22 protein-coding genes are annotated in these 26939 nt (G+C 65.7%); 12 read left to right on the top strand and 10 right to left on the bottom strand.

Annotation, left to right across the window (positions count from 1 at the left end; genetic code table 11):
• Window positions 1-10 precede the first annotated feature (10 nt).
• Window positions 11-619: a TetR family transcriptional regulator C-terminal domain-containing protein gene (locus tag ShzoTeo12_RS23950; protein ID WP_318912770.1), complete on the bottom strand. Its 609-nt coding sequence runs from the start codon at window positions 617-619 to the stop codon at window positions 11-13.
• Between the two features lie 319 nt (window positions 620-938).
• Here ShzoTeo12_RS23950 and ShzoTeo12_RS23945 point away from each other — a divergent pair, with 319 nt between their 5' ends.
• From ShzoTeo12_RS23945 to ShzoTeo12_RS23925, 5 genes are all read left to right on the top strand, one after another.
• Complete coding sequence (locus ShzoTeo12_RS23945; protein WP_318912769.1) at window positions 939-2528, top strand: ABC transporter substrate-binding protein; 1590 nt, start codon at window positions 939-941, stop codon at window positions 2526-2528.
• 148 nt (window positions 2529-2676) lie between these two features.
• Window positions 2677-3597, top strand: a complete 921-nt coding sequence (locus ShzoTeo12_RS23940) for an ABC transporter permease (RefSeq protein ID WP_318912768.1) — start codon at window positions 2677-2679, stop codon at window positions 3595-3597.
• A gap of 8 nt (window positions 3598-3605) precedes the next feature.
• A complete protein-coding gene (locus tag ShzoTeo12_RS23935; RefSeq protein ID WP_318912767.1) occupies window positions 3606-4499 on the top strand; it encodes an ABC transporter permease in 894 nt (297 codons plus the stop codon).
• Window positions 4489-6132 carry an ABC transporter ATP-binding protein gene (locus ShzoTeo12_RS23930; protein WP_318912766.1) on the top strand — a complete coding sequence of 548 codons (1644 nt, stop codon included), beginning with the start codon at window positions 4489-4491 and terminating at the stop codon, window positions 6130-6132. The genes ShzoTeo12_RS23935 and ShzoTeo12_RS23930 overlap by 11 nt, the downstream gene beginning before the upstream one ends.
• A gap of 59 nt (window positions 6133-6191) precedes the next feature.
• Window positions 6192-6977, top strand: a complete 786-nt coding sequence (locus ShzoTeo12_RS23925; RefSeq protein ID WP_413251169.1) for a transporter substrate-binding domain-containing protein — start codon at window positions 6192-6194, stop codon at window positions 6975-6977.
• A gap of 77 nt (window positions 6978-7054) precedes the next feature.
• Here ShzoTeo12_RS23925 and ShzoTeo12_RS23920 read toward each other — a convergent pair whose 3' ends face one another.
• From ShzoTeo12_RS23920 to ShzoTeo12_RS23900, 5 genes are read right to left on the bottom strand one after another with little or no spacing between them, the layout of a single operon-like run.
• On the bottom strand, window positions 7055-8365 hold the full coding sequence (locus ShzoTeo12_RS23920; RefSeq protein WP_318912764.1) for an aspartate aminotransferase family protein: 1311 nt from the start codon (window positions 8363-8365) through the stop codon (window positions 7055-7057).
• On the bottom strand, window positions 8362-9183 hold the full coding sequence (locus ShzoTeo12_RS23915; protein WP_318912763.1) for an N-formylglutamate amidohydrolase: 822 nt from the start codon (window positions 9181-9183) through the stop codon (window positions 8362-8364). Before ShzoTeo12_RS23915 ends, ShzoTeo12_RS23920 begins: the two co-directional genes overlap by 4 nt.
• A 14-nt stretch (window positions 9184-9197) precedes the next feature.
• Window positions 9198-10544, bottom strand: a complete 1347-nt coding sequence (locus ShzoTeo12_RS23910; RefSeq protein WP_318912762.1) for a glutamine synthetase family protein — start codon at window positions 10542-10544, stop codon at window positions 9198-9200.
• Between the two features lie 22 nt (window positions 10545-10566).
• Window positions 10567-11229, bottom strand: a complete 663-nt coding sequence (locus ShzoTeo12_RS23905) for an isochorismatase family cysteine hydrolase (RefSeq protein ID WP_205536177.1) — start codon at window positions 11227-11229, stop codon at window positions 10567-10569.
• Between the two features lie 24 nt (window positions 11230-11253).
• Window positions 11254-12135, bottom strand: a complete 882-nt coding sequence (locus ShzoTeo12_RS23900; protein WP_318912761.1) for a MurR/RpiR family transcriptional regulator — start codon at window positions 12133-12135, stop codon at window positions 11254-11256.
• A 168-nt stretch (window positions 12136-12303) separates the two neighbouring features.
• On the opposite strand from ShzoTeo12_RS23900, the gene ShzoTeo12_RS23895 reads away from it, so the two are divergent.
• From ShzoTeo12_RS23895 to ShzoTeo12_RS23880, 4 genes are all read left to right on the top strand, one after another.
• Entirely contained in the window at window positions 12304-14175 is a 1872-nt protein-coding gene (locus ShzoTeo12_RS23895; RefSeq protein WP_318912760.1) for a branched-chain amino acid ABC transporter ATP-binding protein/permease, read from the top strand.
• 18 nt (window positions 14176-14193) lie between these two features.
• Window positions 14194-15348, top strand: coding sequence for an ABC transporter substrate-binding protein (locus ShzoTeo12_RS23890; protein WP_318912759.1), 1155 nt, complete (start codon window positions 14194-14196; stop codon window positions 15346-15348).
• A gap of 87 nt (window positions 15349-15435) precedes the next feature.
• The gene (locus ShzoTeo12_RS23885) at window positions 15436-16170 is read left to right on the top strand and encodes an ABC transporter ATP-binding protein (protein WP_318912758.1); all 735 of its coding nucleotides are present in this window, start codon (window positions 15436-15438) and stop codon (window positions 16168-16170) included.
• Window positions 16171-16192: 22 nt separating this feature from the next.
• Window positions 16193-17080: a branched-chain amino acid ABC transporter permease gene (locus ShzoTeo12_RS23880; protein ID WP_318912757.1), complete on the top strand. Its 888-nt coding sequence runs from the start codon at window positions 16193-16195 to the stop codon at window positions 17078-17080.
• An 83-nt stretch (window positions 17081-17163) separates the two neighbouring features.
• Here the strand turns inward: ShzoTeo12_RS23880 and ShzoTeo12_RS23875 are convergent, their stop codons facing one another.
• Complete coding sequence (locus tag ShzoTeo12_RS23875; protein ID WP_318912756.1) at window positions 17164-17478, bottom strand: twin-arginine translocation signal domain-containing protein; 315 nt, start codon at window positions 17476-17478, stop codon at window positions 17164-17166.
• 254 nt (window positions 17479-17732) lie between these two features.
• Between ShzoTeo12_RS23875 and ShzoTeo12_RS23870 the strand changes: the two genes are divergently transcribed.
• A complete protein-coding gene (locus tag ShzoTeo12_RS23870; RefSeq protein ID WP_318912755.1) occupies window positions 17733-18896 on the top strand; it encodes an MFS transporter in 1164 nt (387 codons plus the stop codon).
• A gap of 99 nt (window positions 18897-18995) precedes the next feature.
• Here ShzoTeo12_RS23870 and ShzoTeo12_RS23865 read toward each other — a convergent pair whose 3' ends face one another.
• The 3 genes from ShzoTeo12_RS23865 to ShzoTeo12_RS23855 all read right to left on the bottom strand — a co-directional run bounded on the left by ShzoTeo12_RS23865 (window position 18996) and on the right by ShzoTeo12_RS23855 (window position 24334).
• Window positions 18996-22181, bottom strand: a complete 3186-nt coding sequence (locus ShzoTeo12_RS23865) for an efflux RND transporter permease subunit (protein WP_119255509.1) — start codon at window positions 22179-22181, stop codon at window positions 18996-18998.
• 116 nt (window positions 22182-22297) lie between these two features.
• Window positions 22298-23488, bottom strand: coding sequence for an efflux RND transporter periplasmic adaptor subunit (locus ShzoTeo12_RS23860; RefSeq protein ID WP_119255510.1), 1191 nt, complete (start codon window positions 23486-23488; stop codon window positions 22298-22300).
• A 51-nt stretch (window positions 23489-23539) separates the two neighbouring features.
• On the bottom strand, window positions 23540-24334 hold the full coding sequence (locus tag ShzoTeo12_RS23855) for an alpha/beta hydrolase fold domain-containing protein (protein ID WP_119255511.1): 795 nt from the start codon (window positions 24332-24334) through the stop codon (window positions 23540-23542).
• 144 nt (window positions 24335-24478) lie between these two features.
• Here ShzoTeo12_RS23855 and ShzoTeo12_RS23850 point away from each other — a divergent pair, with 144 nt between their 5' ends.
• Together ShzoTeo12_RS23850 and ShzoTeo12_RS23845 are read left to right on the top strand one after the other, a co-directional pair.
• The gene (locus tag ShzoTeo12_RS23850) at window positions 24479-25402 is read left to right on the top strand and encodes a LysR family transcriptional regulator (RefSeq protein ID WP_318912754.1); all 924 of its coding nucleotides are present in this window, start codon (window positions 24479-24481) and stop codon (window positions 25400-25402) included.
• Between the two features lie 132 nt (window positions 25403-25534).
• On the top strand, window positions 25535-26851 hold the full coding sequence (locus ShzoTeo12_RS23845) for an MFS transporter (RefSeq protein ID WP_318912753.1): 1317 nt from the start codon (window positions 25535-25537) through the stop codon (window positions 26849-26851).
• The last annotated feature ends 88 nt before the right edge of the window (window positions 26852-26939 follow it).

The raw sequence follows: 26939 nt of genomic DNA, 5'->3' as shown, positions 1-26939 counted from the left end.
CGCGGCGCGCCTAGGCCGGAACGGCCCGCCCGGCCTCGGCGAAGTCGGACGGGAAGAACGCGGAAAGAAAGGTGAGGCAGACCTGACGCGAGCGCTCGCGCATCTGCGGGCTGTTCTCGCCGGTCACGTGGCTGAAGATCCAGCAGCCGTCCGTAATGGCATAGAGCCCCCGGGCGATCGCCATGGCATCGACCGTGACCGCACGCTCGGCCGCAAGCTCGGTGACCAGGGTCACCATCGTGTCGAGCGAGCGGTATTTCAGCTCGCTGCACCGCTTCTTGTAGGCGGGAACGCGGGGCGCCTCCGCCCAGAACGCCATCCAGACGGCAAGGTGCTTGGTCTTGGCGACGCGCGGATCGAAATCCACGTCGATGAGGAGCCGCAGCCTTTCGGCCGGCGAGGCCGCCGCGGAGGCCATCGCGTCGAGCCAGATCTTCTCGTAGTTGCTGGCCAGCAGATCCAGTACGGCAAGGAGCAGGCGCTCCTTCGTCTTGAAGTGAAACGCGATCACCCCGTAGCTGCATCCGGCCTCGTCGGCGATGTCGTTGACCGTGATGCCCGAGAGCCCCCGGCGCGCCACGACACTGAGCGCCGCATCCAGAAGCTGCTGGCGCCGCACCGAACTTTGACTTGATATCTCTTTTATTTTTTTTGCCATGCATTTTTTCTTAATCGCCTAACCAACTGTCGTCAAATGGTTTTTTGAATCATAAAATTGATTGATCGATCAAAATCTTATTGACCAATCAATCTAGTGCAATAATAGTGATCCCGGATGGAGCGGTCAGCCGGCGTTTCCTTTGCAAGGGAGTGCGGAGATTGGCGGCATTGGCAGCTTGCCCGGCCCAGGCCGAAAAGTACCGGCGCCCGATGCCTGGCATCGAGGTCGTCCGCCGCATTGCCGCATCAGGCTTATCGTCAGAAAAAAGGGGAACGAGATGCAGGACAAGAAAGACCTTCCGCAGCAGGCCGGCTTTCCGTCGGCCACGCGCCGTCAATTCATCGGCGGGGTCGGCGCCCTGGTCCTCGGCGCGTCATTGCTGCCGGTGGGCATGCGCGCCGCCCATGCCGCGCCGAAGCAGGGCGGATCGGTGCGCTTCGCCATCAACGACGGCGCGCAGACGGACTCGCTCGATCCTGCCACCTGGCAGAACTCGTTCACGCAGGTCGTCTTCGGCGGCACGCTTTGCAACGCGCTGACCGAGCTTGCCGCCGACGGAACGGCTTCGCCCGACCTCGCGGAGAGCTTCTCGGCATCCGACGACCTCAAGGTCTGGACCTTCAAGCTGCGGCAGAACCTGCAGTTCCATGACGGCAAGCCGGTCACGGCGAACGACGTGATCCAATCCTTCCGCCATCACATGGGGCCGTCGTCGAGCTCGGCGGCGAAGGCGCTCGTCGAGGGGATCGCGGACATCAAGGACGGCGGCGACAATACGATCGTCTTCACCCTCACCGGCGGGAATGCGGATTTTCCCTACCTCGTCTCCGACTGCCACCTCGTCGTGCTGCCGGCCAAGGACGGCGGCGGGCTGGACTGGGCGCGCGGCGTCGCGACGGGCCCCTATATCATCGAGGATTCCCAGCCGGGCGTCAGCGTCCGGATGAAGCGCAACCCGAACTACCACAAGCCCGGCCAGCCCTATTTCGACACCGTCGAATTCGTCAACATCATCGATGTCGCGGCGCGCACCAACGCTCTCCTGACGGGTGAAATCGACTACATGGTCGATGCCGACATCAAGACGCTGAAGCTTCTGGAGCGCAACGCGGAGATCGAAATCTCGAAGGTCAGCGGCCTCAGGCACTTCAGCTTCAGCATGAACACCTCGGTCGCCCCCTTCGACAATCCCGACGTGCGGATGGCGATCAAATATGCGATCGACCGCGAGGACATTATCAACAAGGCCTTCCTCGGCAATGCCAAGGTGGCGAACGACAATCCCGTCGCCCCGCAGATCGCCTTCGCCGTCAATCCGGAACCGGTGCACAGCTACGATATCGAGAAGGCGAAGGAGCATTTGGCGAAGGCCGGCCTGACCAGCCTCACGCTCGACCTCTCCGTCGCCGAGACGGCGTTCCCTAACGCCATCGACGCCGCCCTCCTGTTCAAGGAGCACGCCGCCAAGGCCGGCATCGAGATCAACGTCATCCGCGAGGCCGACGACGGCTACTGGGACAATGTCTGGCAGCACAAACCCTTCGTCGGCGTTGACTGGCTGGGCAAGCCGACCTGCGATTCTCTCTTCACGACCACCTATGCCAGCAACGCGCCGTGGAACGACACGGCCTGGAAGAACGCACGCTTCGACGAGCTTCTGGTGCTCGGGCGGGCCGAGCCGGACACGGCCAAGCGCCAGACGATCTATGCCGAGATGCAGCAATTGCTGCACGACGACGGCGGCGCGCTCGTCATCGCCTATGCGCTGTTCATCGACGCCATGTCGAAGAAGATCGGCCACGGGCCGATCGGCAACATGCTGCAATGCGACAACTTCCGGATGGCCGAAAGGTGGTGGCTGGCCTGAGGCCATCCGGCATGCCCTGACCATCGTCGGTCGCCGCCCCTTCGGGGGGCGGTGACGCGCAGCTTCACCGGAAGGTCGTCCATTGCATCCAGGCATCCTGTCAAATCCACTGTTCAGAACGATCCTCGCCCGGCTTGGCTCGGGTTTCGTGACGCTGTTCGTCGTGTCGCTCATCATTTTCGCCGCCATCGCCGTCCTGCCCGGCGATTTCGCGAAGACGACGCTCGGGCGCGCCGCGACACCGGAAACGGTCGCGAACTTCCAGAAGGCGCTGGGGCTCGACCAGCCGGCCATCCAGCGCTACGCGACCTGGATCGGCGGGGCGATCACCGGCGATCTCGGCCTGTCGTTCTCCTCGGGAAGCGGAACGCCGCGCACCGTGACGGGCATCATCGGCCCGCGCCTGGAAAATACCCTGTTCCTCGCCGGCATCACCGCGCTCTTCGCCGTGCCCATCGCGCTGACGCTCGGCATCGTCGCGGCCATCCGGCGCAACAGCTGGCTGGACAAGGCGCTCAACGCGGCGACGCTCGCCAGCATCTCCTTTCCGGAATTCTTCGTCGCCTATGTCCTGATGCTGCTTCTGGCCGTCAAGATCCCCGTCTTCTACTCGCTCGCCCGCATCACGCCCGACATGGGCGCGGTCGAGATATTCCAGCGCATCGCGCTGCCGGTCCTCACGCTCAGCTTCGGCATCATCGCCCATATGATGCGCATGACGCGGGCCGCCATCATCGGCCTGCTCGCCCATCCCTATATCGAGATGGCGAAGCTCAAGGGCGTTCCGCCGTGGCGCATCGTCCTGCGGCACGCGCTGCCCAACGCCTGGGCGCCGATCGCGGCGGTCGTGGCGTTCAACCTCGCCTATCTCATCGTCGGCGTCGTCGTGGTCGAGGTCGTCTTCGTCTATCCCGGCATAGGCCAGGCGATGGTCGATGCCGTGCGCACGCGCGACATCCCCGTGGTGCAGGGCTGCGCCCTGATCTTCGCGGCCTCCTACATCCTGCTCAATCTCCTGGCCGACATCATCGCGATCGCGACCAATCCCCGGCTGGCGCATCCGCGATGAGGGACCCGATGCAGACAAGCCAAACATCCCCGCCCGTCCGCATCGTCCGCTACCGGCGCTCCCGCATGGAATGGCTGCGCGCCGGGCTGAGAAAGGCATCCTGGACCACCTGGCTCGGCCTTGCCGTCATCCTGCTCTATGCCGTCCTTGCGATCTTCGCGCCGCTGCTTGCGCCCTATGGCGAGGCGGACGTCGTGTCGAACGAGCCGTTTTCGGCCTGGAGCCTGGCGTTTCCGCTCGGCACCGACCAGCTCGGCCGCGACGTGCTGAGCCGCCTCATCTACGGCGCGCGCAACTCCGTCGGCATCGCCTTCGTCACCACCGCCATCGCCTTCCTGCTCGGCGGGACGCTCGGCATCCTGTCCGCCATATCGCCGGCCTGGCTCGATCATCTCCTGTCGGGCCTTGCCGATACGCTGATGGCCATTCCTCAGCTCATCTTCGCGCTCATCCTGCTGGCGCTGTTCGGCTCGTCCATCCCGAGCATCATCCTGATCATCGCCGTCCTGAACGCCACGCAGATCTTCCGCCTCGCGCGTTCCTCGGCCCGCAACGTCGCGGCCATGGAGTTCATCGAGGTCGCCAGCCTTCGCGGCGAAGGGACGGCCTGGGTCATCGTCCGCGAGATCCTGCCGAACATCCTTCCCATGCTGATCGCCGAATTCGGGCTTCGCTTCTGCTTCGTCTTCCTCACCATCTCGGCGCTTTCCTTCCTCGGCCTCGGCATCCAGCCGCCCTCGGCCGACTGGGGCACCATGGTCCGGGAAAGCGCGACCTTCATCAGCTATGGCGACATCACGCCGCTCCTGCCGGCCGCGGCCATCGCCCTCCTGACGATCAGCATCAATTTCGTCGTCGACTGGTTCCTCGACATTGCAAGCGGACTGCGCAATGACCAATAACCCCGCCGCCGACGGCCGCCGCAGCGGCGAGACCCTGCTGGATATCCGCAACCTCACCATAGAGGCCGAGCGCGACGGGGCATGGCAGCCGATCGTCCGGGACATCAGCCTCAGCCTCAAGCGCGGCGAGGTGCTCGGCATCATCGGGGAATCGGGCGCCGGAAAATCGACGCTCGGGCTTTCCGCCCTCGGCTTCGCGCGCTCCGGCTGCCGCTTTTCTGCCGGCAGCGTCGTCTTCGACGGGCGCGACCTCCTCAAGGAGAGCGAGGAATACCGGCGGCAGCTTCGCGGCAACCGGATCGCCTATGTGGCGCAAAGCGCGGCCGCCTCCTTCAACCCGGCGCACAGGCTGATCGACCAGACGATCGAATGCGCGATGCGGGAGGGGCTGACCTCGCGCGCCGCCGCCATCGGCAATGCAAAGGACCTCTATGCGCAGATGCAGCTTCCGGACCCGGACAGCATCGGCACGCGCTTCCCGCACCAGGTTTCTGGCGGCCAGCTGCAGCGCGCGATGACCGCCATGGCGATGACCTGCCGGCCGGACCTCATCGTCTTCGACGAGCCGACGACGGCGCTCGACGTGACGACGCAGGTGGAGGTCCTCGCCTCGATCCGCCGGATCGTCGAGGAGCACCACACGGCCGCCCTCTACATCACCCACGACCTTGCCGTGGTGGCGCAGATGGCGCACCGGATCATGGTGCTGCGCCATGGCGGACTGGTGGAAGAGGCGGATACGCAAACCATGCTCTCGGCGCCGAAGCAGCCCTATACGCGCTCGCTCTGGGCCGTGCGCACCATGGAGAAGCAGGCCGAGCCGCCCGCCGCGCCGATGCTCGAGATATCCGGCATCGAGGCCCATTACGGCGCGTTCAAGGTGCTCGACGACATCTCCGTCACGCTGCCGGCCGGCCGGACCGTCGCCGTCGTCGGGGAATCGGGCTCGGGGAAATCGACGCTCGCCCGCGTCATAGCGGGCCTGCTCCCGCAGACCGCGGGCAGCGTGAGCCTGAACGGAACCGCGCTTGCGCCTTCCCTCAAGCAGCGCAGCCGCGACCAGCTGCGCCGCATCCAGATGATCTACCAGTCGGCCGATACCTCGCTCAATCCGCGGCAGACCGTGCTCGATCTCGTCGGCCGGCCGCTGGCGTTCCATCTCGGCCTGCGCGGGCGCGCCCGGGATCTTCGCGTCGCCGAGTTGCTCGACATGGTTGAATTGTCCGACCGCCATATCGTCAGCTTTCCCTCCGAGCTTTCGGGCGGGCAGAAGCAGCGCGTCTCCATCGCCCGGGCGATCGCGGCCGATCCCGACGTCTTCATCTGCGACGAGATCACCTCGGCGCTCGACCAGCTGGTGCAGGAGCAGATCCTCAAGCTGATCCTCAAGCTCCAGAAGGAGATGAACAAGTCCTACCTCTTCATCACCCACGACATCGCCACCGTGAACGCCATCGCGGATCATGTCGTGGTGATGCATCGGGGCCGGATCGTGCAGCAGGGGCCGAAGGCCTCGGTCATGTCCGCTCCCGATCATCCCTATACGCGCCAGCTTCTCTCCGCGGTGCCGCAGATGGATGCGGGATGGCTCGACGCGGCCATCGCCGGCAGCCGGGCGGCGAACGGCCGCTAGCGACGGCACGGGCAGGAGCGAGGCGCGCCTCGAAAGAAATCCACAGTGAAAAAAGGGGAATGAAAATGAAGACCGTCACTGCCGCCCTCGTTTGCGCCGCGCTGGCCATCGGCCTTCAGGCCGCCGGGCCGGCCGCCGCGCAGGATTCCGACTGGAAGGAAATCCACATCGCGACGGAAGGCGCCTATCCGCCCTTCAACTTCGTCGATGCCGCCGGCAAGCTTCAGGGCTTCGACGTCGATATCGCCAATGCGCTCTGCGCCGAGATGAAGGCGACATGCACCATCGTCGCGCAGGACTGGGACGGCATCATTCCCGGGCTGAAGGCGAGGAAATTCGACGCCATCGTCGCCTCCATGTCGATCACGGAGGAGCGGCTGAAGGAAATCGACTTCTCCAAAAAATACTACAGCTCCAAGCTCTCCGTCATGACGAAGGCCGACAGCGGGATAGAGGACATCAGGCCGGAAAGCTTCGAGGGCAAGACGATCGGCGCCCAGTCCTCAACGCCGCAGGCCGAGCAGGCCGAAGCGCTGTTCGGCAAGCATGGCGCCACGGTGAAGCTCTACCCGTCGCAGGACGAGGCCGACATGGACCTCGTGAACGGCCGGCTGGACGGGATCGTCGCCGACAAGTTCTACCTCGCCGCCTGGATGAAAACCAACGGCAACGGCTGCTGCAAGCTCGTCGGCGACCTTGCCGAGGGCCAGACGGAGATCGGCGTCGGCCTGCGCAAGGAGGACAAGGCGCTGAAGCAGAAATTCGACGCCGCGATGGACGCCATCGTCGCGAACGGCACCTACAAGGCCATCGTCGCGAAATATTTCGATTTCGACATCTACTGAGCGGATGGAGCACCCCGGATATCGGGCCGCCACCTTGCTCGTGGCGGCTGTCCGTGGCTACTCCGTGTTGGAACGTTTTACCAGCCAGCGAACTGCGCGATTTCCTCGTTCGAGACGGCAGAAAGTTCACTGAAAGCCCTGTCCAGGAGGTCAAGAGCCTTGTGGATGTCGGCTTCCGTTATCGTCAGGGGCGGTGTGAACTCCAGCACATTGCCGTTCATGCCGACATAATAGACGACGAGACCGAGCTGGTAGGCGCGGTAGATGAGCTTTGCCGTCTCGGCTCTTGCCGGTTCGCGGCTCTGCCGGTCGCATACGAGTTCCATGCCGCAGGCAAGTCCGCGGCCGCGGATGTCGCCGATCAGCGGATGCCGTTTTGCGAGTTCCGACAGACCATCACGCAGGAGCCTGCCCTTCCGCTCGGCCATAGCGGGGAGGTCGTCCCGGTCGATCGTTTCCAGCACGGCAAGGCCGGCAGCGGCGGAGATCGGGTTACCGTGCAAGGTCTGCATGGCAAATGCGCTCGCGCAGTCGAGGATCTCGGCCGGTGCGATGACCGCCGAGAGCGGTAGCCCGCCGCCAAGCCCTTTGCCCAGCACCAGGATATCGGGAACGAAGCCCTCATGCTCGAAGCAGTGCAGGTGGCCGCTGCGGGCAAGGCCCACCTTCACCTCGTCGCAGACGACGAGAATGCCATGGGCGCGGCAGATATCGGCGAACTTGCGCAGAAAGCCGTCAGGCGGAACGATCAGCCCGCCGTCCGACTGGATCGGTTCGATAAAGGCCGCACCGATCGAGCCGGCCGGAACCGCAGCCAGCTTTTCCTTGAGAAGCGTGAGGATGGCATCGCCCGTCGGATCGTTCCGATAGGGGCGATAGGGATCGGGGTAGGGCAGAAGGATCAGCCCGTCCGCTTTGGTCGCGTCGGCCTGAACGCTGTGGCCGGAAAAAGCCATCGAACCGACCGTGCAGCCGTGATAGGCGCCGGCGAAGGCGATGACGCCGCTGCGGCCGGTTGCCTTCACGATCGCCCGATAGGCGGCTTCGTTGGCATCCGAGCCGGAATGGCCGAACCAGACCTTGTGCGTTCCCGCGCCGGGAAAGCTGGCCAGCAGCCTTTCGGCCAGGGTCACGGCCGGTGCGTTGGACGCCGAAAGGATGCTTGCGCCGGCCGGATTGGCGGCAGCGGCGGAAACCGCGGCGACGATGGCCGGGTGGCCGTAGCCGAGGCTCGCCGCGCCCCAGGCGCCGGAAAGGTCGATCAGCTCACGCCCGTTCTCTTCGACAAGGCGGGCGCCTCGGCCGCCCGAGATGGCAAGCGGGAAGAAGCGCAGCTTCTGCAGGTTGCCGATGGCCGCACCGTCGCGATCGTAAAGCGCCTTCGTCATCCAGCGTGCTCCTTCAGTGCTCCGGCAAGGCAGCGGGTGAGGCGTTCGCCCCATTCCTGGACACCGGCGAGCGTGTCGATCAGGTCGTGCCGCACCTCTATGAGCGCGCCGGCAAGACCGCGGGCGTCCGCATGGACGGGCACCGTGTAGTCCTCGTCGGGATGGATGTTGTAGGGCTCGTTGTCGCCGATGGTCAGTGCGGCATCGGTCTGCAATCCGCCGATCAGCGTCCGGCCGAAATCCGTCGCCTTGCCGTAGAGGATGCCGGCATGCCACGGCCGCTGCCTGCCGAAATAGACTGGCGTGAAGGAATGGATGCCGACGACGATCGGGCGCTTGCCCTCTTCCTGCAGGCGGTCCAGCCGGTGCGCGACGGCCTCGGCGTAGGGGGTGAACAGCGTGTCGATGCGCTGCTGCCTCTCGGCATCCGTCAGGTCGCGGTTGCCGGGGATCTCCGTCGTCTCGCTCACTTCGGGGATCGCCGAGGACACGTGAAGCGGGCGGTTGCAGTCGATGACGAGGCGGGAGTAGTTGGTCATGAACAGCGGCGCGTCCAGCGTGCGGCTGAGATGCTGCGACAATGCGCTGACGCCGATGTCCCAGGCGATATGGCGCCGCCGCTCGGCCTCGGGCAGGCCGAGGTCGCCGAGCGCTCGCGGGATGCGGTTGGACGCGTGCTCGCAGAGCAGGAGATAGGGCGAGGTCCCGTCCGGATTGAGCACGGCATAGGGCGGCGGCTCGTCGATGGCGAGCAGCGGCAGGGCGGGATCGTGCCGCAATCGGCTCTCCTGCCGGGGGATGACCTTGGACGATGTCATGATCTTTCCACCGCTTAATAGACGGCCGCGTAGCGCGCGCAGAGCGCTTCGGGCGAAAGCCCCTCGACAATCTCGATCTCCTTGCGCTTCATGGCGAAATAGCAGTCGAGGAAATCCTTCGGGAACCAGCCGGTCACCACCTTGTCGGCGGCGAGCGTGTCGAGCGCTTCGGCAAGGCTCGACGGCAGGCGGCGGATGCCGAGCCTTTCCTGTTCCTCCGGCGGGAAGTCGGACGGGTCTGAATTGATCAGCGGTGGCTGCTCGAGCCCCTGCCGGATGCCTTCGAGGCCGGCGCGCAGCACGACGGCGAGCGACAGATGCGGGCTCGCGCAGGCGTCGGCGGCGCGGTATTCCATGTTGAACTGCTTTGCCGGGTTGCTGCCGGGCAGGTCCAGCGTCGGGCAGATGCGCAAGGTCGCCTCGCGGTTCTTCTCGCCAAGGCAGGTATAGGCCGCGCTCCAGTGATGCGGCACGAGGCGCATGTAGGAGAGAACCGAGGGCGCGGTGAAGGCGACGAGCGCCGGCAGGTGCTTGATGACGCCGGCCGCGAAAGAGCCGGCAACCTTGGAAAGCCGGCCGGGGCGCGCGGCGTCGAAGGTCACGGGGTTGCCGTCGAGGTCGGTGAAGCTGACATGCAGGTGCACGCCGTTGCCGACCCCGTCGGCCTCCGTCTTCGGCGCGAAGCTGGCATGCCAGCCGAAGAGGGCGGCGACTTCCCTTGTGACGGCGCGGATCGTCGCGCCGCGGTCGGCGGCGACGAGCGCCGGGGCAGGGCGGCAGGTCACCTCGAACTGGTCCTTGCCGTATTCCGGCAGGAACATTTCCGGCTCCGCGCCGGCTTCCCTGAGCGCCGTCATCAGCAGCGAGCCGAAGGGCTCGGCGCGGCGCTGGGCGCGAAGACCGAAGGAGGGGGCGGCGGGCCAGTCGGCGCCTATGATCTGGAATTCCTGCTCGACGGCGCTGACGACCCTGAGCCCGGCCTCCTTCTCGAAATCGGCGAGTGTCTTCTTCAGGAAGCCGCGCACGCAGCACTCCCACGGATCGCCCTTCAGGTCGGTGATGTCGGCATGGTAGAAATGCAGCGGCGTCTCGTCCGGCAGGCAGGTGACGCGCGCCTTGCTGGTGGGGTCCGCCATGAGGCGAAGGTCCCCGGCCGAACCCCAGGGGTTCGGGTCGGCGATGAGGTCGAAGGGCGTCAGCGCCAGGTTGGCCGGCACCCAGCCGACGCCCTTGCGCAGATAGTCTTCGATCTCGGCGGCGGCGAAGCTGCGCCCGCGCGTGATGCCGGCAATGTCCGTGGTGACGAAGGTCGCCAGTTCCGTGAGGCCGGAGAGCGCCTTGCCGTTGCTGCTGTCGTTCATGCTGTTCCCCTTCTTGAAGCGGTCAGGCCCGGCCGAGCCCTTCGAGGCGGCTGACGACGGTGGCGGTGTCGGTGATCCAGCAATAGCCGGAATAGGCGCGCAGCGCGGCTTCGTGGCGCTCCTGGCTGTAGGTGGCGCAGGCGTCATCCACCACGGTCACCAGATAACCGCGGTCGGCGGCATCGCGCACGGCCATGTCGACGCACTGGTCGGTGATGACGCCGGCGATGATCAGATAGCGCGTGTTGAGGTTGCGCAGCACGTAGTCGATGTTGGTCGAATTGAAGACGCCGGAGGAGGTCTTCGGCAGCACGATCTCGTTGTCGACGGGCGCGAGCGCCGGGATCACCTGGCCTTCGGGCGAACCCTTCGGCACATGCATGTCGGAAAGCTTATGGTCGAGCGAGCGGTCGCGGCCGTCCAGCGTCAGGCTTTCGATGATGGTGTGCAGCACGTTGCAGCCGGCCTTGCGGCCCGCTTCGAGAATGCGAACCTGGTTCGGGATGACCATCTCGCGCAGGCGCCGGTGGTAGTAGCTGTCCGCGTCCTGCGGATGGGTCGGGTCGAGGTTCGGCTCGCACCAGATGCGCTGCATGTCGACATAGAGCAGGGCTGTCATGCCGGGCTCGTAGGCGCTGTCGCGCCGCAGCAGGTCTTTGCCGTATTGCACTTCAATCGCAGTCATGTCTGTCCTCCAATTCGTAATCGTTCAGGCGCCGCCCTCGACGGGCGTGCCATAGGCGTCCTCGGTGATGCCGTAGCTGCGGCGCAGCTCCTCCATCCGCTCGATGCGCCCGCGCGACTGGGTGGCGAGGCGCGCGGTGAGGCCGGCGACCAGTGCCTCTGTCTGCGCGATAGCGGGCACCATCGTGTCATAGGGCGACACCGTGTCGACCGGCGCCATCAGCGTGACGGCGGCGAATTCGGCGATGGGCGAGACCCAGCGGTCGGTGAAAAGCACGATCTTCGCGCCCTGCTTGGCGGCCTGCCGGGCGAAGCGGATCGTATCGATCTGGTAGCGGCGATAATCGTAGACGAAGAGCACGTCGCGCTTGCCGAGATCGACGAGCTGGTCGACCTGGTCGGCCTGCGTGCCGTTGATCCAGCGTGTCTCGGCGCGAAGCTGCTTCATATGCGCCCAGAGCAGCCCGGCGAGGAAACCGCTGAACCGGCCGCCGAGGCAGTGGACGCGCAGATTGAGATCCGCAGCCGCGTCGATGGCCGCCTCGAAATCGTCGGGCGGCAGCATCTGCATCGAGGATTCCAGCGCATGGATGCTGGCGCGCAGGAAGTATTGGTAGAAGTTCTCCTGCTCCAGCGAGGGCTTGCGCGTGTCGAGCATGGAGAGCGGCGAGCTCATGCGCTCCTGCACCTCGCCGAGCAGGGCGGCCTGGAATTCCGGATAGCCCTCGTAGCCGAGCTTGCTTGCGAAGCGCACGACCGTCGGGTTGCTGACGCCGGCGGCGGCGGCGAGATGCGCGACCGTGGCGAGGCCGGCCGCCGGATAGTTCGACAGGAGCTGGCGCACGATCTTCAGCTCCGCCCGCGTGAAGGCGATCTCCCCGTCCGTCAGGCGATCTCGAATGGCCATTGTCCTGCCTCCCCCTCGTGATCGGCGTCGTGGCTCGATTTTAATTTTGTTACATTCTTGCTAGCAGACAATAAAAAATGAAACAAGATTGACATATGCGTTTTCTCGATTAACGTTTGTTGCGGGAACGGGTCCGGCAAACGGAGCCCATAAATCGGGAGAATGCTGATGGGGCGCATAAGGCGCGGGACCGTCGTCGGTATCGTTGCGACGGCGCTTCCCCTGGTGGTCGCCGCCGTTGTGGCGGCGGGCCTCTTTCCGGGGGCGGGGCAGCGGCTGGTGACGCTGTTCCTGATCAATGTCGTCGCCGTCATCGGCATCGGCGTCTACAGCGGCAATTCCGGCATCATCTCCTTCGGCAATGTCGGCTTCATGGCGATCGGCGCCTATGCCTCGGGCCTCCTGACCATCAATCCCATCGTACAGAAGACGGCGCTGCCGCACCTGCCGGAATGGCTGATGGGCTGGGGCGCGCCGTTCCTGCCTGCGCTGCTCGTTGCGCTCGTCGTCGTGGCGCTGGTGGCGGTCGTCATCGGCATTCCAGTGGCAAGGCTCGGCGGCTCGTCAGCCTCGATCTGCACGCTCGGCTTCCTTGTCATCGTCCATGTCGTGCTTGTCGCCTCCAGTGATTTCACCCGCGGCAGCCAGACCTTCTTCGGTATTCCGCGCGCGGTGAACCTCTGGGTCGCGCTGCCCTTCGCGATCCTCGCCGTCGCCATCGCCCGTATCTACCGCGACAGCGCGGCCGGCATGAAGCTGCGCGCCTCGCGCGAGGACGAGATCGCCTCCATCGCGGTCGGTGTCGACGTGCGGCTCCACCGCTTCCTCGCCTGGGTGCTGGGCGCGATCCTTTCCGGCGCGGCGGGCGTGCTCTACGCCCATTTCATCGGCGCCTTCTCGCCGAAGGACTTCTACTTCAACCTCACCTTCATGCTGCTCGCCATGTTGATCCTCGGCGGCATCACCACCGTTTCGGGCGCGGTCGTCGGCACCGCGGTGATCATGGTCATCGTGGAACTGCTGCGAAAGCTCGAAGGCGGCGTCGATCTCGGCTTCCTCTCGCTGCCGACGGTCTTCGGTCTCACCGATATCGGCATCGGCCTTGCCATCCTCCTCGTCATGTACCGCCTGCAGGACGGTCTTCTCGGCGTGCGCGAACTCGACGAGCAGGTTCCGTTCCTCAAGCGCCTTGCGGCCGGCGGCGCGAAGCCCGTGGCGGCGACGGCGGCCGCGCCGGTCTCCGAAGCCGGCACGCTGCGCGTCGAAAAGGTCGGTAAGCGCTTCTCCGGCCTCGTCGCGCTGGAAAATGCCGATTTCGACATTCGCCCCGGCCTCGTCACTGGTCTGATCGGCCCGAACGGCGCCGGCAAGTCCACCCTCATCAACAGCGTTTCCGGCGTCGTGCCGCCCTCGACGGGGCGGGTGATGATCGACGGGACGGACGTCGCCTCGCTCCCCGTCCATCGGGTGCCGGTCGCGGGCCTTGCCCGCACCTTCCAGAACATCCGCCTTTTCAAGAACCTTACCGTGCTGGAAAACGTCACCGTCGCCGCAAGCGCGGTGGCGAAGGATCGCGATCCGGTGGATCTTGCCCGCGAGGCGCTCACCGAGGTCGGTCTCGGCGACGTCGCCGGCCAGCTCGCCGGCACGCTCTCCTACGGCGCGCAGCGACGCTTGGAGATTGCCCGCGCGCTGGCGCTGAAACCACGCTACCTGCTGCTCGACGAGCCTGCCGCCGGCATGAACCCGGCCGAGACGCAGGAGCTTATGACGGTGCTCGACCGCATCCGCACCAAGCACCGCCTCGGCCTTCTGGTGGTGGAGCACGACCTCAAGCTCATCATGCGGCTCTGCGACATCGTCGTCGTGCTCAACAAGGGCCAGCAGATCGCCATCGGCACGCCGGCCGAGATCCAGGCGAACCCGGCCGTCATCGAAGCCTATATCGGCCGTCGCCGCTCGGCCGCGCCGCGCACGCAGTCCGTTATCGAAGCCGACGTGCCGGGTTTCGATCCGCATGCCGCCGGCAAGCCCGCATAACCACCAGAGGAGCATAGAATGAAAGCGACATTGAAGGTTCTTTTCCTGTCCACCGCGCTCGGCGCGCTCGCCCTTCCGGCACTTGCCGAAGACCTCGTGGTCGGGCTCGCCACCGCGCAGACCGGCGGTCTTGCGCCCTATGACCAACCCTCGCTGAAGGGCCTCCAGATGGCGGTCGACGAGATCAACGCGGCCGGCGGCATCGCCGGCAAGTTCCCGATCAAGCTCGTCGCCAAGGATACCCGCTCGGATGCCGCCCAGACCGCGCTCGTCGCGCAGGAACTGGTCGATGAGGGCATCAAGATCCTCGTCACGCCCTGTGATGCCGACCCGTCGATCGCCGCTGGCCAGATCACGCAGGCCGCGCAGATCCCGGCCTTCTCCTTCTGCGCCACGACGCCGACGATGCCGCTCGCCGTCGGCGACTACATGTTCGGCAATTATCCGGCCGACAACGTGCAGGCAGCGGTGCTGGCGAACTACGCCAAGGAGAAGGGCTTCAAGACGGCCTATGTGCTGAAGTCGCCGGACACCGCCTATACGCTGAAGCTGCCGGAATATTTCGCCACCAGCTTCAAGGGCAAGGGCGGCGAAGTGGTCGGCGAGGGCACCTACAGCATGGGCCAGCAGGATTTCAGCGCCGAGGTCACCAAGATCAAGGCGCTGAACCCGGCGCCCGACGTCATCATGACGGCTGCCTACGAGCCTGATTTCCCGGCCTTCATCCGCCAGCTTCGCGGCGCGGGCGTCACGACGCCGATCCTCGGCAGCGACGGCATCGATTCCCCGACGACCTTCGGCCTCGGCCCGCTGGTCGACGGCGTCGTCTTCACCACGGCGGGCTTCGCCGTCGAGGGTAGCCCGCTCGCTGCCTTCAACGAGAAGTACAAGGCCAAGTTCGGCCAGGACCCGGACACCGTCTACATCGCCAACGGCTACGATCTCGGCAAGGTCATCGAGGCGGCCGTCACCAAGGCCGACAGCGTCGAACCGACGGCGATCCGCGAGGCCATTGCCGGGCTGGAGAATGTCGAGGGCGTTACCGGCAAGATCAGCTATGCCGGCACGCAGGGCATGCCGCTGCGTTCCGTCTCTCTGGTGCGCATCGAGGGCGGCAACCGCTCGCTGGTCAGCCAGGGCGTCCCGGCCGCCGAGGACGTTCCGGCGCCGTAATCTGCAAGCGACGCCCTCCGGCGCGGCCGGAGGGCGTTCCTACCTGCTGTGTGGCCGGGGCCAGGTGCCGCGGCGAGGATTTGCCCGATGACGCATGACAAGCACGATGAGACCCCCCTGCTGGAGGTCAGCGGCCTCAAGGTCGCCTATGGACCGGTCGAGGCGCTGAAGGGCGTGGACCTCACGGTCCGCCGCGGCCAGATCGTCACCCTTCTCGGCGCGAACGGCGCGGGCAAGAGCTCGACGCTCAATTCGCTCGTCGGCCTCGCCGCCAAGAAGGCCGGCCGGGTGACCTTTGCCGGCCGGGACATCTCCGCGCTGCCGCCGGAAATGATCGTGCGCATGGGCATGACGCTGACGCCGGAAGGTCGCCGTATCTTTCCGACGCTGACGGTCGACGAGCATCTCCTCCTCGGCGGTGCAATGCACAAGCGCCGCGGCGAGATCGACGCGGTGCGCGAGGACATGCTTTCGCGTTTCCCCATCCTCAAGGAGCGCCTGCACCAGAAAGCGGGCTCGCTCTCGGGCGGCGAGCAGCAGATGCTGGCTATTGCCCGCTCCATGATGTCCTCGCCCGAGCTGCTGCTGCTCGACGAGCCGTCGCTCGGCCTTGCGCCGCAGATCGTCGACCAGATATTCGAGCTGATCGCGGGCCTGCGAGAGCGGGGCCTGACGATCCTCCTCGTCGAGCAGAACGTCGCGCTCTCGCTGGAGATCGCCGATGCCGGCTATGTCATGGCGAATGGCCGCATCGTGCTGTCCGGCCCGGCGGCCGAGCTGCGCAACTCCACCGAAATCCAGGGCGCCTATCTGGGCGCGTGACCGGCGAGAAGGAAAACCATCCATGGACATGTTCCTGCAACAGCTCGTCAACGCGCTCAGCCTCGGCGGCACCTATGCGCTGCTGGCGCTCGGCCTTGCCGTCGTCTTCTCGATCATGGGCCTCATCAACTTCGCGCATGGGGAACTGATGACGGCGGCCGGCTACGGCCTCTGCTTCGCGCTGATCTTCGGCCTGCCTTTCGGCCTCGCGATCATCGTCGCGCTGGCGGTCGCCATCGCCCTCGTGCTCCTGATGGAACGCGTCGCCTTCCGGCCGGTGCGCGGGGCGAGCGGCACGACGCTGCTTCTGACGAGCTTCGCCGTCAGCGCCATCCTGCGCGTGCTGTTCCAGAATTTCATCTCGGCCCGGCCCAAGCCCGTGCCGATGCCGATGAGCCTTTCCGGCACGATCGAGATCGGCGGCCTCCATATCGGCATCATCCAGGCGATCTCCATCCTCGTGACGGTGATCATGCTGGTCGGGCTCAACCTCTTCCTGCGCACGACCGTGCTCGGCCGCGCCATGCGCGCCGCCTCCGAGGATTTCGCCATCGTGCGCCTGATGGGCATCCGCGCCAACGCGGTCGTCGCCACGGCCTTCGCGATTTCCGGCCTCCTGGCGGGCGTCGCCGGCATCCTGTGGGTCGCCCAGCGCGGCAGCGTCGATCCGCTGATGGGTTTCCTGCCGGTGCTGAAAGCCTTCATCGCCGCCATCATCGGCGGTCTCGGCAGCCTGTCGGGCGCCGTCGCCGGCGGCTTCCTGCTCGGTTTCATCGAGGTCTTCCTGCAGGCCTACCTGCCGGAAAGCCTGCTCAGCTACCGCGATGCCTTCACCATTCTTCTCGTCATCGCGGTTCTGCTGTTCGCACCGCAAGGCTTGTTGGCCCGCAAGACGATCGTAAAGCTCTGAGCACGGTCGGAGACAGAAAGAGGCTCCGGTCATACCGGAGCCTCTCGGAAGGATATCGAATGCTCTGGTCCGAACCTCTGGGTTCAGATCCAGACACGCTCCCGCCAGCAACGACGGTGCCAGCGGCCGTGATGACGTACGCGGCGGCACACGCGGCGCCATACTCTCCGGCGATGATGGCGATGCGGGCGATGGTGCCGAGGCCAATGCCCCCGCCGATGGCTGACATCGACCACATCCGGCTCGGAGGTTTCCAGCTCATCCAGAATGCCGCTTCCGGAGCCGATGTTGCCGGGGTTGATGATGCCGGCCTGCACGCTTTCCGGTTTGACCACCGAAGCCAGGGCGGCAGCGCCGGCCAATCCGAGCAATCCAGTTAGAAATGATCGTCGATCCATGCTTTCCTCCTATTTGCGCGACGTCGAGGATTGAACAGGCGCGAGCCTGAATGGTTCCTGAATGGCGCTGACATCGGTTCGGCGCTCACGGCAACGAAGACCGGTTCAATCCGGCTTCAAGTTGCCCTGACGGCGTGCTAGTCACATACCGAGGGATAACCGAAGCTTTGCCGCGAAACCCGACAGGTTTTTCCATGTCGGGGTGGTCGTTCGTCCGCACCTGCATGGATCATCATGCCAGGAGGATGACGCGCATGAATCCGATCATCGTTTTGCTCGCTTTCGCGACTTTTGCCACGGGGACAGCCGAGAACATCATTGTCGGCATCCTCCTTGAGGTCGCCGACGGCCTTGATGTCTCGCCGGCGCTCGCCGGGCAGCTGACCGCCGTCTTCTCCGTCGTCTTTGCCGTGACGGCACCGCTTGCGCTCGTCCTGACGACCCGGATCGAGCGCAGGCGCCTGTTTCTTTGCGCTCTGGGCCTCTTCGTCGTCAGCAACCTTGCCGCGGCAGCAAGCCCGAATTTCACCGTCATGCTCGTGGCCCGCGTCGGGATGGCCATGGCGAGCGCCACCGTCTGCTTGCTGGCAACGATGCTGGCGACGGAACTCGTCGATGAAACGATGCGGGGACGGGCGATCGGCATCATCTTCATGGGGATCAGCGGATCGCTGGTGTTCGGCGTGCCGGCGGGCATGGTGGTTTCGGATCTGGTGGGGTGGAGAGGCGTCTTCGTTGCACTCGCCACGCTCGCGGCCGCGGTATGGCTGGTGAGTTATCGGTGCGTTCCGGTCTCGGGGCTGCGCAGGACGGCTCTGCCCAAATATATGGCCCATCTTCGCGAAGCCCCTCTCGCCGCCGGCCAGCTCGTCTCCATCCTGATGATTGGCGGACACTTCGTTCTCTTCGCCTTCCTCGCCCCCTACTTTGTGCAGGTCGCCGGATTCGGAGAGAGGAATGTCGCTCTCGCATTCGCCGCTCTCGGGCTTGCGGGCGTGAGCGGAGGATATTTCGGGGGCTGGCTTTCAGACAGGCTTTCTCCGCGCGCCGTACTTCTGTTGGCGCCATCGGCCTATCTGGTGGCGCTCGCTGCGATCCCGCTGCTGGAAAGCAATCCATGGCCGATGTTCGCCGTCATGATGGTCTGGGCCTGCATCAGCTGGATGATTTCCCCCGTCGTGCAAAATTTCCTGATCTGGTCGGGGCCGAAGACGGCCGAGGCGGGGATCAGCCTGAATTTCTCGGCAATGCATATAGGCGTGGGGCTGGGAACCGCGGTGGGCGGCATAACCCTCGAAGAGTTTTCGATCCGTGCGCTGCCTTGGATCGGCGCGTTCATAGCCCTGCTTGCCGTATTTGCGAGTTGCTACGCAATATGGGCGTTGAATATCCGAAAGTCCCGTATGGCAACGACATAGGGATGGAGCCGGCAAGGGACGTCGGCGTTCCGTTGCAAGTGTTTCGCCAACCGGCGACAAGACGGCGTGACCGGGGCAGTGCCCCGGTCATCCTTTTCGTCAATGCTGCGGTGCCGGTTCTCCCGCCATCGTCGAGCGACCGTGCTGGACGAGCGGACGGTTGCCGGCCAGCCAGCGGAGCAGGACGTAGAACACCGGCGTCATGAAGATGCCGAAGAAAGTGACGCCGAGCATGCCGGAGAAGACGGCAAGGCCCATGGCGGCGCGCATTTCGGCACCTGCCCCGGTCGACAGCACCAGCGGCACGACACCCATGATGAAGGCCATGGAGGTCATGAGGATCGGGCGCAGGCGCAGGCGGCTTGCCTCGATCGCGGCCTTCACGGGCGTCCTTCCCTCGAATTCCAGCTCGCGCGCGAACTCGACGATGAGGATCGCATTCTTCGCCGACAGGCCCACCAGCACGACGAGGCCGATCTGGGTGAAGATGTTGTTGTCTCCGCCCGTGTACCAGACCCCGGCCAGCGCCGCGAGCACGCCCATCGGCACGATCATGATGATCGCGATGGGCAGCGTCAGGCTCTCATATTGCGCGGCGAGCACGAGATAGACGAGCAGCAGCGCGAGAGGGAAGACGACGATGCTCGAATTGCCGGCGAGGATCTGCTGGTAGGTGAGGTCCGTCCATTCGAAGTCGATGCCTGCCGGCAGGGTCTCCGCGGCGATCTTCTCGATGGCTTCCTGCGCCTGTCCCGAGGAGAAGCCCGGCGCCGGCCCGCCGTTGATGTCGGCGGCGAGGAAGCCGTTGTAGCGCGTGGTGCGCTCCGGTCCGGTCGTGGCATCCACCTTGAGGAGGGCGGCGAGCGGGATCATCTCGCCGGACTGCGAGCGTACCTTCAGGTGGCCGATATCCTCCGGCTCCGCGCGGAAGGCGGAATCGGCCTGCACGCGCACGCTGTAGGTCCGCCCGAAAGCGTTGAAGTCGTTGACATAGAGCGAGCCGAGATAGATCTGCAGCGTCTCGAACACGTCCGTCACCCGGACGCCGAGCTGCTGGGCCTTGGCCCGGTCGAGGTCGGCGTAGAGCTGCGGCACGTTGATCTGGAAGCTGGAGAACAGCCCCGCCAGTTCCGGCGTCTGGTAGGCCTTCGCAAGGAAGGCCTTCGTCGCCTCGTCGAGCGCCTGGTAGCCGAGGCCCGCGCGGTCCTCGATCTGCAGCTTGAAGCCGCCCGTCGAGCCGAGGCCGTTGACCGGCGGCGGCGGGAAGATGGCGATGAAGGCGTCCTGGATGCTCGCGAATTTCTGGTTGAGCTGCATGGCGATCGCCCCGCCGGAAAGCTCCGGCGTCGTGCGCTTGTCGAAATCGTCCAGCGTGGCGAAGACGATGCCCGAATTGGAGCCGATGGTGAAGCCGTTGATCGACAGGCCCGGGAAGGCGATGGCGTGGGAGACGCCCGGCTGTTCCAGCGCGATCTTGCTCATCTTCTTGATCACCTCCTCCGTGCGGTCGAGCGTCGCGCCGTCCGGAAGCTGGGCAAAGCCGATGAGGTATTGCTTGTCCTGCGCCGGCACGAAGCCGCCGGGCACGGCGTTGAACACCGCATAGGTCGCCCCGACCAGCACCAGATAGAGCGCCATGACTACCGACTTGCGCGAGACGAGCCCGCCGACGCTGCGTCCGTAGCCGTTCGAGGCCGCGCCGAAGACCCGGTTGAAGCCGCGGAAGAACCAGCCGAACAGGCGGTCCATGGCGCGGGTCAGCCAGTCCTTGGGTGCATGATGGTCCTTCAGGAGAAGGGCGGCCAGCGCCGGCGAGAGCGTCAGCGAGTTGATCGCGGAAATCACCGTCGAGATGGCGATGGTCAGCGCGAACTGCCGGTAGAACTGGCCGGACAGGCCGCTGATGAAGGCGAGCGGCACGAAGACGGCGACGAGCACGAGCGCGATGGCGACGATCGGTCCCGAGACCTCGCGCATCGCCCGGTAGGTCGCCTCGCGTGGGGAAAGGCCGTTCTCGATATTGCGCTCGACGTTCTCCACGACGACGATAGCGTCGTCCACCACGATGCCGATGGCGAGCACGAGGCCGAAGAGCGTCAGCGCGTTCACCGAGAAGCCGAAGGCATACATCACCGCGAAGGTGCCGATGATGGAGACCGGGACGGCGAGCAGCGGGATGATCGAGGCGCGCCAGGTCTGCAGGAACAGGATGACGACGAGCACGACGAGCGCCACCGCCTCCAGCAGCGTGTCGACGACCTTGTCGATGGAGGCGCGGACGAACTCCGTCGTATCGTAGACGATCTCGTATTTCACGCCGTCCGGCATGGCGAGCTGGAGCTGGTCCATGGTCGCGCGCACATTGTCGGCGATCTCGATGGCGTTGGAGCCAGGCGCCTGGAGCACGGCGATGGCGACCGCCGGCTGGCCGTCGAGGAGGGAGCGCAGCGTATAGTCGGCCGCGCCCATCTCGATGCGGGCGACGTCCCGGAGGCGGGTGATCTGCCCTTCCGCGCCGGCCTTGACGATGATGTTGCCGAATTCCTCCGGCGTGCGCAGGCGGCCCTGCGCGTTGACGTTGAGCTGGAGGTTCACGTCGGAAGGCGTCGGCGAGGCGCCGATGATGCCGGCGGCGGCCTGCACGTTCTGCTCGCGGATCGCGTTGGTGATGTCGCTTGCGGCAAGCGCATGCTCGGCCGCCTTCTGCGGGTCGATCCACACGCGCATCGCATAGTCGCCTGCGCCGAAGACCTGCACCTGCCCGACACCTTCGATGCGGGCGAGGCGGTCCTTGATATTCAGCGTCGCGTAGTTGCGCAGATACGTGACGTCGTAGCGGTCCGTCGTCGAGACGAGGTTGACCACCATGATGAAGTCAGGCGAGCTCTTGACGGTGGTGACGCCGAGCGCGCGCACCTCCGCCGGCAGGCGGGGCTCGGCCTGTGCCACGCGGTTCTGCACGAGCTGCTGCGCCTTGTCCGGATCCGTGCCGAGCTTGAAGGTGACGGTCAGCGTCAGGACGCCGTCGGACGTCGCCTGGCTGTTCATGTAGAGCATGTCCTCCACGCCGTTGATCTGCTCTTCCAGCGGCGTGGCGACGGTTTCGGAAATGACGACGGGGTTTGCGCCGGGATAGACGGCGCGCACCACGATGGATGGCGGCACGACCTCCGGATATTCGGAAATCGGCAGGGCGCGCATGCCGATGAGGCCTGCCACCACGATGAGGATCGACAGCACACCGGCAAAGACCGGGCGATCCACGAAGAAACGGGAAATATTCATGTCTTGAACCCCTCTCCAGGGACGAACGGACCCGTCCGGCGGGCAAGGCTCCGCCGGCAGGCATGGGATTTCTGTGGTTGGAGGCAGGGCGCCTGCGTGCGCCCTGCCGGCCTCTGTTACTTCACGGAGGCGACGTTTTCCTGCACCTGCGGGTCGACGACGGCGCCGGGGCGGATGCGCTGCAGGCCGTTGACGACGACCTTGTCGCCGGCTGCAAGGCCGCTTTCGACCACGCGCTCGCCGTCGGAAAGGCTGCCGAGAACGATGGGCCGGTAGGCCACCTTGTTGTCCTTGTCGACGACGAAGACGAACTTCTTGTCCTGGTCGGTGCCGACCGCCTTCTCGCTGACGAGGATCTTGCTTTCGGCCCGCGGCTCGCCCATGCGGATGCGCACGAACTGGCCGGGGATCAGCCTGCCGCCCGGATTGTCGAAGACGGCGCGCACGGCGATGGTGCCGCTCGCCGCATCCACCTCGTTACCGATGAGCTGGAGCTTGCCGCGGATCGGCGTGCCCTCGTCGGCGAGCGTGCCGACCTCGACCGGGATCTGCTCGATCGGCCGGAGCGCGCTGTCGGAGGCGGGCAGGGCTGCGAGCGCCTTCGCGACCGTTTCCTCGCTGACATTGAAGCCCGCATAGATCGGGTCGACGGAAACGAGCGTCGTCAGTGCCGGCGAGGCGGAGCCCGCTGCAACGAGGTTGCCCACGGTGATTTCCACCTTGCCGGCGCGGCCGGAAACGGGGGCGCGGACATTGGTGTAGTCGAGTTCGAGCTGGGCGGCGTGCAGGGCTGCCTGCGCGGTCTTGAGGGCGGCGTTGGCCTCGGCCAGCGCGTTCTGGCGCTGGTCGACCTCGCTCTGCGAGACGCTGTTGCTTTGGGCGAGGCGCTCGCCGCGCTCGAGCTGGATCTTCGCCAGCGTCACCCGCGCCTCGGCCGAGGCGAGCTGGCCTTCGGCCTGCGTCACCGCCGTCCTGTAGGGCTCGGGATCGATGGTGAAGAGAAGGTCGCCCGCCTTCACGAGCGCGCCTTCGCGGAAGTCGACCGACTGGATGGCGCCGGCGACGCGCGAGCGGACCTGCACGCGGTCGATCGCCTCCAGCCGGCCGGAAAACTCCTGCCATGTCACGACGTCGCGGTTCTCGACCACGGCGATTGTCACCGGTACGGCGGGCACTTCGGCTGCCGCGACGGCCTCGGCCTGGGCGGCAGTGCCCGGCAGTTGAAACATCAGGGCCGCGGCAGAAACGGACACGGCCAGACCCAGGCCGGCGCCCGTGAGGGCCCAGCGCTTGCGCTTCGACATCATTGTTTTCTCCTTGTGGCCTCAGGCCACGCTATGCGTTGTTTTCATATAAAATCAGTGAATGCTAATATCGTGAACGAAGCCGCAGAACTGGTCGGAGAGGGTATCCGCCCAGGGCCCGGCCCCGTTGAGTGTCCCGCCGTAAATTCCCGGCCAGCCTGTTCCCGCGGGAAGGACATGCTGGCGAACCGTAACGCCCGCTTCGGTGAGGCGGGCGGCATAGCCGAGCGTTTCGTCGAGCAGCGGATCGTCTGCCGATGAAAGAACCAGTGCCGGTGCAAGGCTCGCAAGGCGCGAGCAGAGCGAAGGCGCGGCATAGGGGTGGCAGACGCCGGCGCTGAGATAGTGGCTCCAGCCGTCCGACCAGCGCTCGCGCATGCCGATGCCGTCGGCCTTGCTGAAGGATTGCGTCGCCATGAACGGGTCGAGCAGCGGCGAGAGCAGCACCTGGCCGTCCAGTTCGTCGGCGAAGTGGTCGCGCGCCTTGAGCGCGACGCCGGCCGCGATATTGCCGCCGGCTTCCTCGCCGCCGACGAGTAGCGGCGACTTGCGGTCGCCGAGGCCTGCGCGCTTCTTGGCGAGATAGGAGAATATCGAGAAGCCGACCTCGAGCGGTTCGGGGAAGGCGCTTCCCGATGCGTTGTAGTCCGGTACGGCGACGATGGCGCCGGTGCCGGCGATGCATTCGGCAAGAGGGCAATGCCTGAGCCCGGTCTCCCGGAAGGCTCCGCCGTGGAAATAGAGCAGGACGGGCGCGCCCTTGGCATATTCGGCGCCCTGATAGACGCGCACCGACACGGGGCCGGAGGCCACCTTGTCGAATGTCATGTCCTTGATCTCTACGGGCATCGATTTTGTCCTGCGGCCCGTCTGGAAATAAGCTGGGCCCTCACCATTTATATCGTTCGTCATTTTGCCCCAGATAAGTGTTGTAAAACCGATTTCACTGTCCAATATTTCGAACAATCATACCTTCCTGCGTGGGAATGTTCCATGGATCAGCTTTCTGCGATGCGCGCCTTCCTCCGTGTGGTGGAGATGGGCAATTTCACGCGGGCGTCCGCGGCGCTCGGCATGCCCAAGGCGACCGTCAGCAACCTCATCCAGAATCTCGAGACCCATCTCCAGACCAAGCTCCTCAACCGCACCACGCGCCGGGTCATGGTGACGACCGACGGGGCACTCTACTATGAAAGGGCGAACCAGATCGTCAGCGAGCTCGACGAGCTGGATGGCAGCCTCACCCATTCGCGCACCAATCCGAGTGGGCGCCTGCGCGTGGAGATGTCAGGCGTCTTCGCCGATCTCCTCGTCATCCCCGAGCTCAACGATTTCCATGAACGCTATCCCGATATCCATATCGACCTCGGCGTGGGGGACCGGACGGTGGACTATCTTGCCGAGAATGTGGACTGCGCGCTGCGTGCCGGCTCTCCGGGCAATGTATCGCTGATCGCCCGCCGCGTCGGGGAGATGGACATGGTCGTCTGCGCCGCGCCGCGCTATCTCGAAACCTTCGGCGCGCCGGGTCATCCGTCGGAACTGGAAGCGGCGCATCATTGCGTGAACTATTTTCTCGCGCAGACCAACCGGGTCACTCCCTTCGAATTCGAGCGGGACGGCGAGACGGTCGAGATCACCGGCCGCTATATTCTCTCGGTCAACGATGCCCGCAGCTACCTTGCCGCGGCGCTTGCCGGCCTCGGCGTCGCGCCGATGCCGTGCTTCATGGCGCACGACGCCCTCTCCAGCGGCCAACTCGTTCCCATCCTGCCGGGCTGGCGCGCCGGGCCGATTCCCCTCTATGTCGTCTATCCGCCGAACCGCCACCTCAGCAACAAGGTGCGTGTCTTCGTCGATTGGCTCGTGCCTCTGCTTGCGCGCACGCAATTGGCAGCCCGCGCGACGAAGGCCTGAGGCTGTTCAGGCGTCAGCCCGCGCATCTGATCGATGAAGAGCGTGGAATTTTCGCGTTCACTGATTTCGCCCGTGCCGGCATGCGGATAAGGTGCCGCGCATTGCGCAAGATGACGGAGCGGAGGCGGCTGGATGGCGACGACAATCACGGTGGACGATGTGCTGGACCGGGCAGGGGCGGGGACCTATCAGCGGCGGCTTCTCGCGATCTTCGGCCTGGTGTGGACCGCCGATGCGATGCAGGTGCTTGCCGTCGGCTTCACGGCCGCGTCGATCGCTGCGACGTTCGATCTCACCGTCCCGCAGGCCCTGCAGACGGGGACGCTCTTCTTTCTCGGCATGCTGGTGGGCGCGGCGGGCTTCGGCCGGCTTGCGGACCGGATCGGCCGGCGGCGGGTGCTCATCGTCACGGTCGCGTGCGACGCCGTTTTCGGGACGCTTTCCGTCTTCGCGCCGGACTTCACGATCCTGCTCGTCCTGAGATTCCTCACCGGCATGGCCGTGGGCGGCACGCTGCCGGTCGACTATGCGATGATGGCCGAATTCCTGCCGGCCCGGAATCGCGGCCGCTGGCTCGTCATGCTCGAAGGGTTCTGGGCGGTTGGCACGCTCGTCGTCGCGCTCGCCGCCTGGGCCGTTAGCCTCGCCGGCCTTTCCGACGGCTGGCGCTACATCTTCGCGGTGACGGCTGTCCCGGCGCTTCTCGGCGTCGGCCTGCGCTTCCTGGTGCCGGAATCGCCGCTCTATCTGCTGCGTCTCGGAAAGACGGAAGAGGCCAAGGCCGTCCTCGGCCGGATCCTCGCCGTCAACGGCAAGGCGGCGCTCGCAACGGACGTGTCGCTGGCGGTGCCGGCAGCTTCCGGCGCGGCCGGCATCTTTTCCGCGCCGCTTCGCCAGCGCAGCCTGATGATCCTCCTGATCTGGTTTCTCGTCTCGGTCTCCTATTACGGCGTCTTCACCTGGCTGCCGCCGAAGCTTGCGGGCGACGGCTTCGGCTTCGTGCGGGGCTACGGCTTCCTCGTCTTCCTGGCGCTCGCCCAGATCCCCGGCTATGCGCTCGCCGCCTACGGCGTGGAGAAATGGGGGCGGCGTCCGACGCTCATCGGCTTCTGCCTGCTGTCGGGGCTCGGCTGCCTGCTGTTCGTCGTCGCGGGAACGACGATGCTGATCGGCACCTCGCTGCTACTTATGAGCTTCGCGCTGCTCGGCACCTGGGGCGCGCTCTATGCCTTCACGCCCGAACTCTACCCGACCGCATCCCGCGCCACGGGCATGGGCATGGCGGGGGCCGTCGCCCGGCTTGGCGGCCTCCTTGCGCCCTCGCTGATGGCGCTCGTGGTGGAGCGCGGCTTCGGCCTCGCCATCGGCATCTTCGCCGGCCTCCTCGCCGTCGCCGCCGTCGCGGCTTTCCTGATCGATGCGGAGACGCGACAGGCGTCGCTCGCTTAATTCAACACCCTGCCGCAGTGCGGGCGGGCGGCCGTCGGCGTTTCAGGCATGATGCGGCGGGGCAGCATCTTGGCTGCCCCGCCATTTC

It is taken from the genome of Shinella zoogloeoides, from assembly GCF_033705735.1.
GTDB classification, from domain to species: Bacteria; Pseudomonadota; Alphaproteobacteria; order Rhizobiales; family Rhizobiaceae; genus Shinella; species Shinella zoogloeoides_A.
This window is presented reverse-complemented; position numbering and strand designations above follow the sequence as displayed.

Coding starts and splice junctions, on each gene's coding strand:
- ShzoTeo12_RS23905 (WP_205536177.1), bottom strand. CDS start 11,229: ATGACTGCGATTGAAGTGCAATACGGCAAAGACCTGCTGCGGCGCGAC.
- ShzoTeo12_RS23865 (WP_119255509.1), bottom strand. CDS start 22,181: ATGAATATTTCCCGTTTCTTCGTGGATCGCCCGGTCTTTGCCGGTGTG.
- ShzoTeo12_RS23880 (WP_318912757.1), top strand. CDS start 16,193: ATGGACATGTTCCTGCAACAGCTCGTCAACGCGCTCAGCCTCGGCGGC.
- ShzoTeo12_RS23930 (WP_318912766.1), top strand. CDS start 4,489: ATGACCAATAACCCCGCCGCCGACGGCCGCCGCAGCGGCGAGACCCTG.
- ShzoTeo12_RS23915 (WP_318912763.1), bottom strand. CDS start 9,183: ATGACATCGTCCAAGGTCATCCCCCGGCAGGAGAGCCGATTGCGGCAC.
- ShzoTeo12_RS23900 (WP_318912761.1), bottom strand. CDS start 12,135: ATGGCCATTCGAGATCGCCTGACGGACGGGGAGATCGCCTTCACGCGG.
- ShzoTeo12_RS23870 (WP_318912755.1), top strand. CDS start 17,733: ATGAATCCGATCATCGTTTTGCTCGCTTTCGCGACTTTTGCCACGGGG.
- ShzoTeo12_RS23855 (WP_119255511.1), bottom strand. CDS start 24,334: ATGCCCGTAGAGATCAAGGACATGACATTCGACAAGGTGGCCTCCGGC.
- ShzoTeo12_RS23920 (WP_318912764.1), bottom strand. CDS start 8,365: ATGACGAAGGCGCTTTACGATCGCGACGGTGCGGCCATCGGCAACCTG.
- ShzoTeo12_RS23910 (WP_318912762.1), bottom strand. CDS start 10,544: ATGAACGACAGCAGCAACGGCAAGGCGCTCTCCGGCCTCACGGAACTG.
- ShzoTeo12_RS23925 (WP_413251169.1), top strand. CDS start 6,192: ATGAAAATGAAGACCGTCACTGCCGCCCTCGTTTGCGCCGCGCTGGCC.
- ShzoTeo12_RS23890 (WP_318912759.1), top strand. CDS start 14,194: ATGAAAGCGACATTGAAGGTTCTTTTCCTGTCCACCGCGCTCGGCGCG.
- ShzoTeo12_RS23935 (WP_318912767.1), top strand. CDS start 3,606: ATGCAGACAAGCCAAACATCCCCGCCCGTCCGCATCGTCCGCTACCGG.
- ShzoTeo12_RS23850 (WP_318912754.1), top strand. CDS start 24,479: ATGGATCAGCTTTCTGCGATGCGCGCCTTCCTCCGTGTGGTGGAGATG.
- ShzoTeo12_RS23945 (WP_318912769.1), top strand. CDS start 939: ATGCAGGACAAGAAAGACCTTCCGCAGCAGGCCGGCTTTCCGTCGGCC.
- ShzoTeo12_RS23875 (WP_318912756.1), bottom strand. CDS start 17,478: ATGGATCGACGATCATTTCTAACTGGATTGCTCGGATTGGCCGGCGCT.
- ShzoTeo12_RS23885 (WP_318912758.1), top strand. CDS start 15,436: ATGACGCATGACAAGCACGATGAGACCCCCCTGCTGGAGGTCAGCGGC.
- ShzoTeo12_RS23895 (WP_318912760.1), top strand. CDS start 12,304: ATGGGGCGCATAAGGCGCGGGACCGTCGTCGGTATCGTTGCGACGGCG.
- ShzoTeo12_RS23860 (WP_119255510.1), bottom strand. CDS start 23,488: ATGATGTCGAAGCGCAAGCGCTGGGCCCTCACGGGCGCCGGCCTGGGT.
- ShzoTeo12_RS23845 (WP_318912753.1), top strand. CDS start 25,535: ATGGCGACGACAATCACGGTGGACGATGTGCTGGACCGGGCAGGGGCG.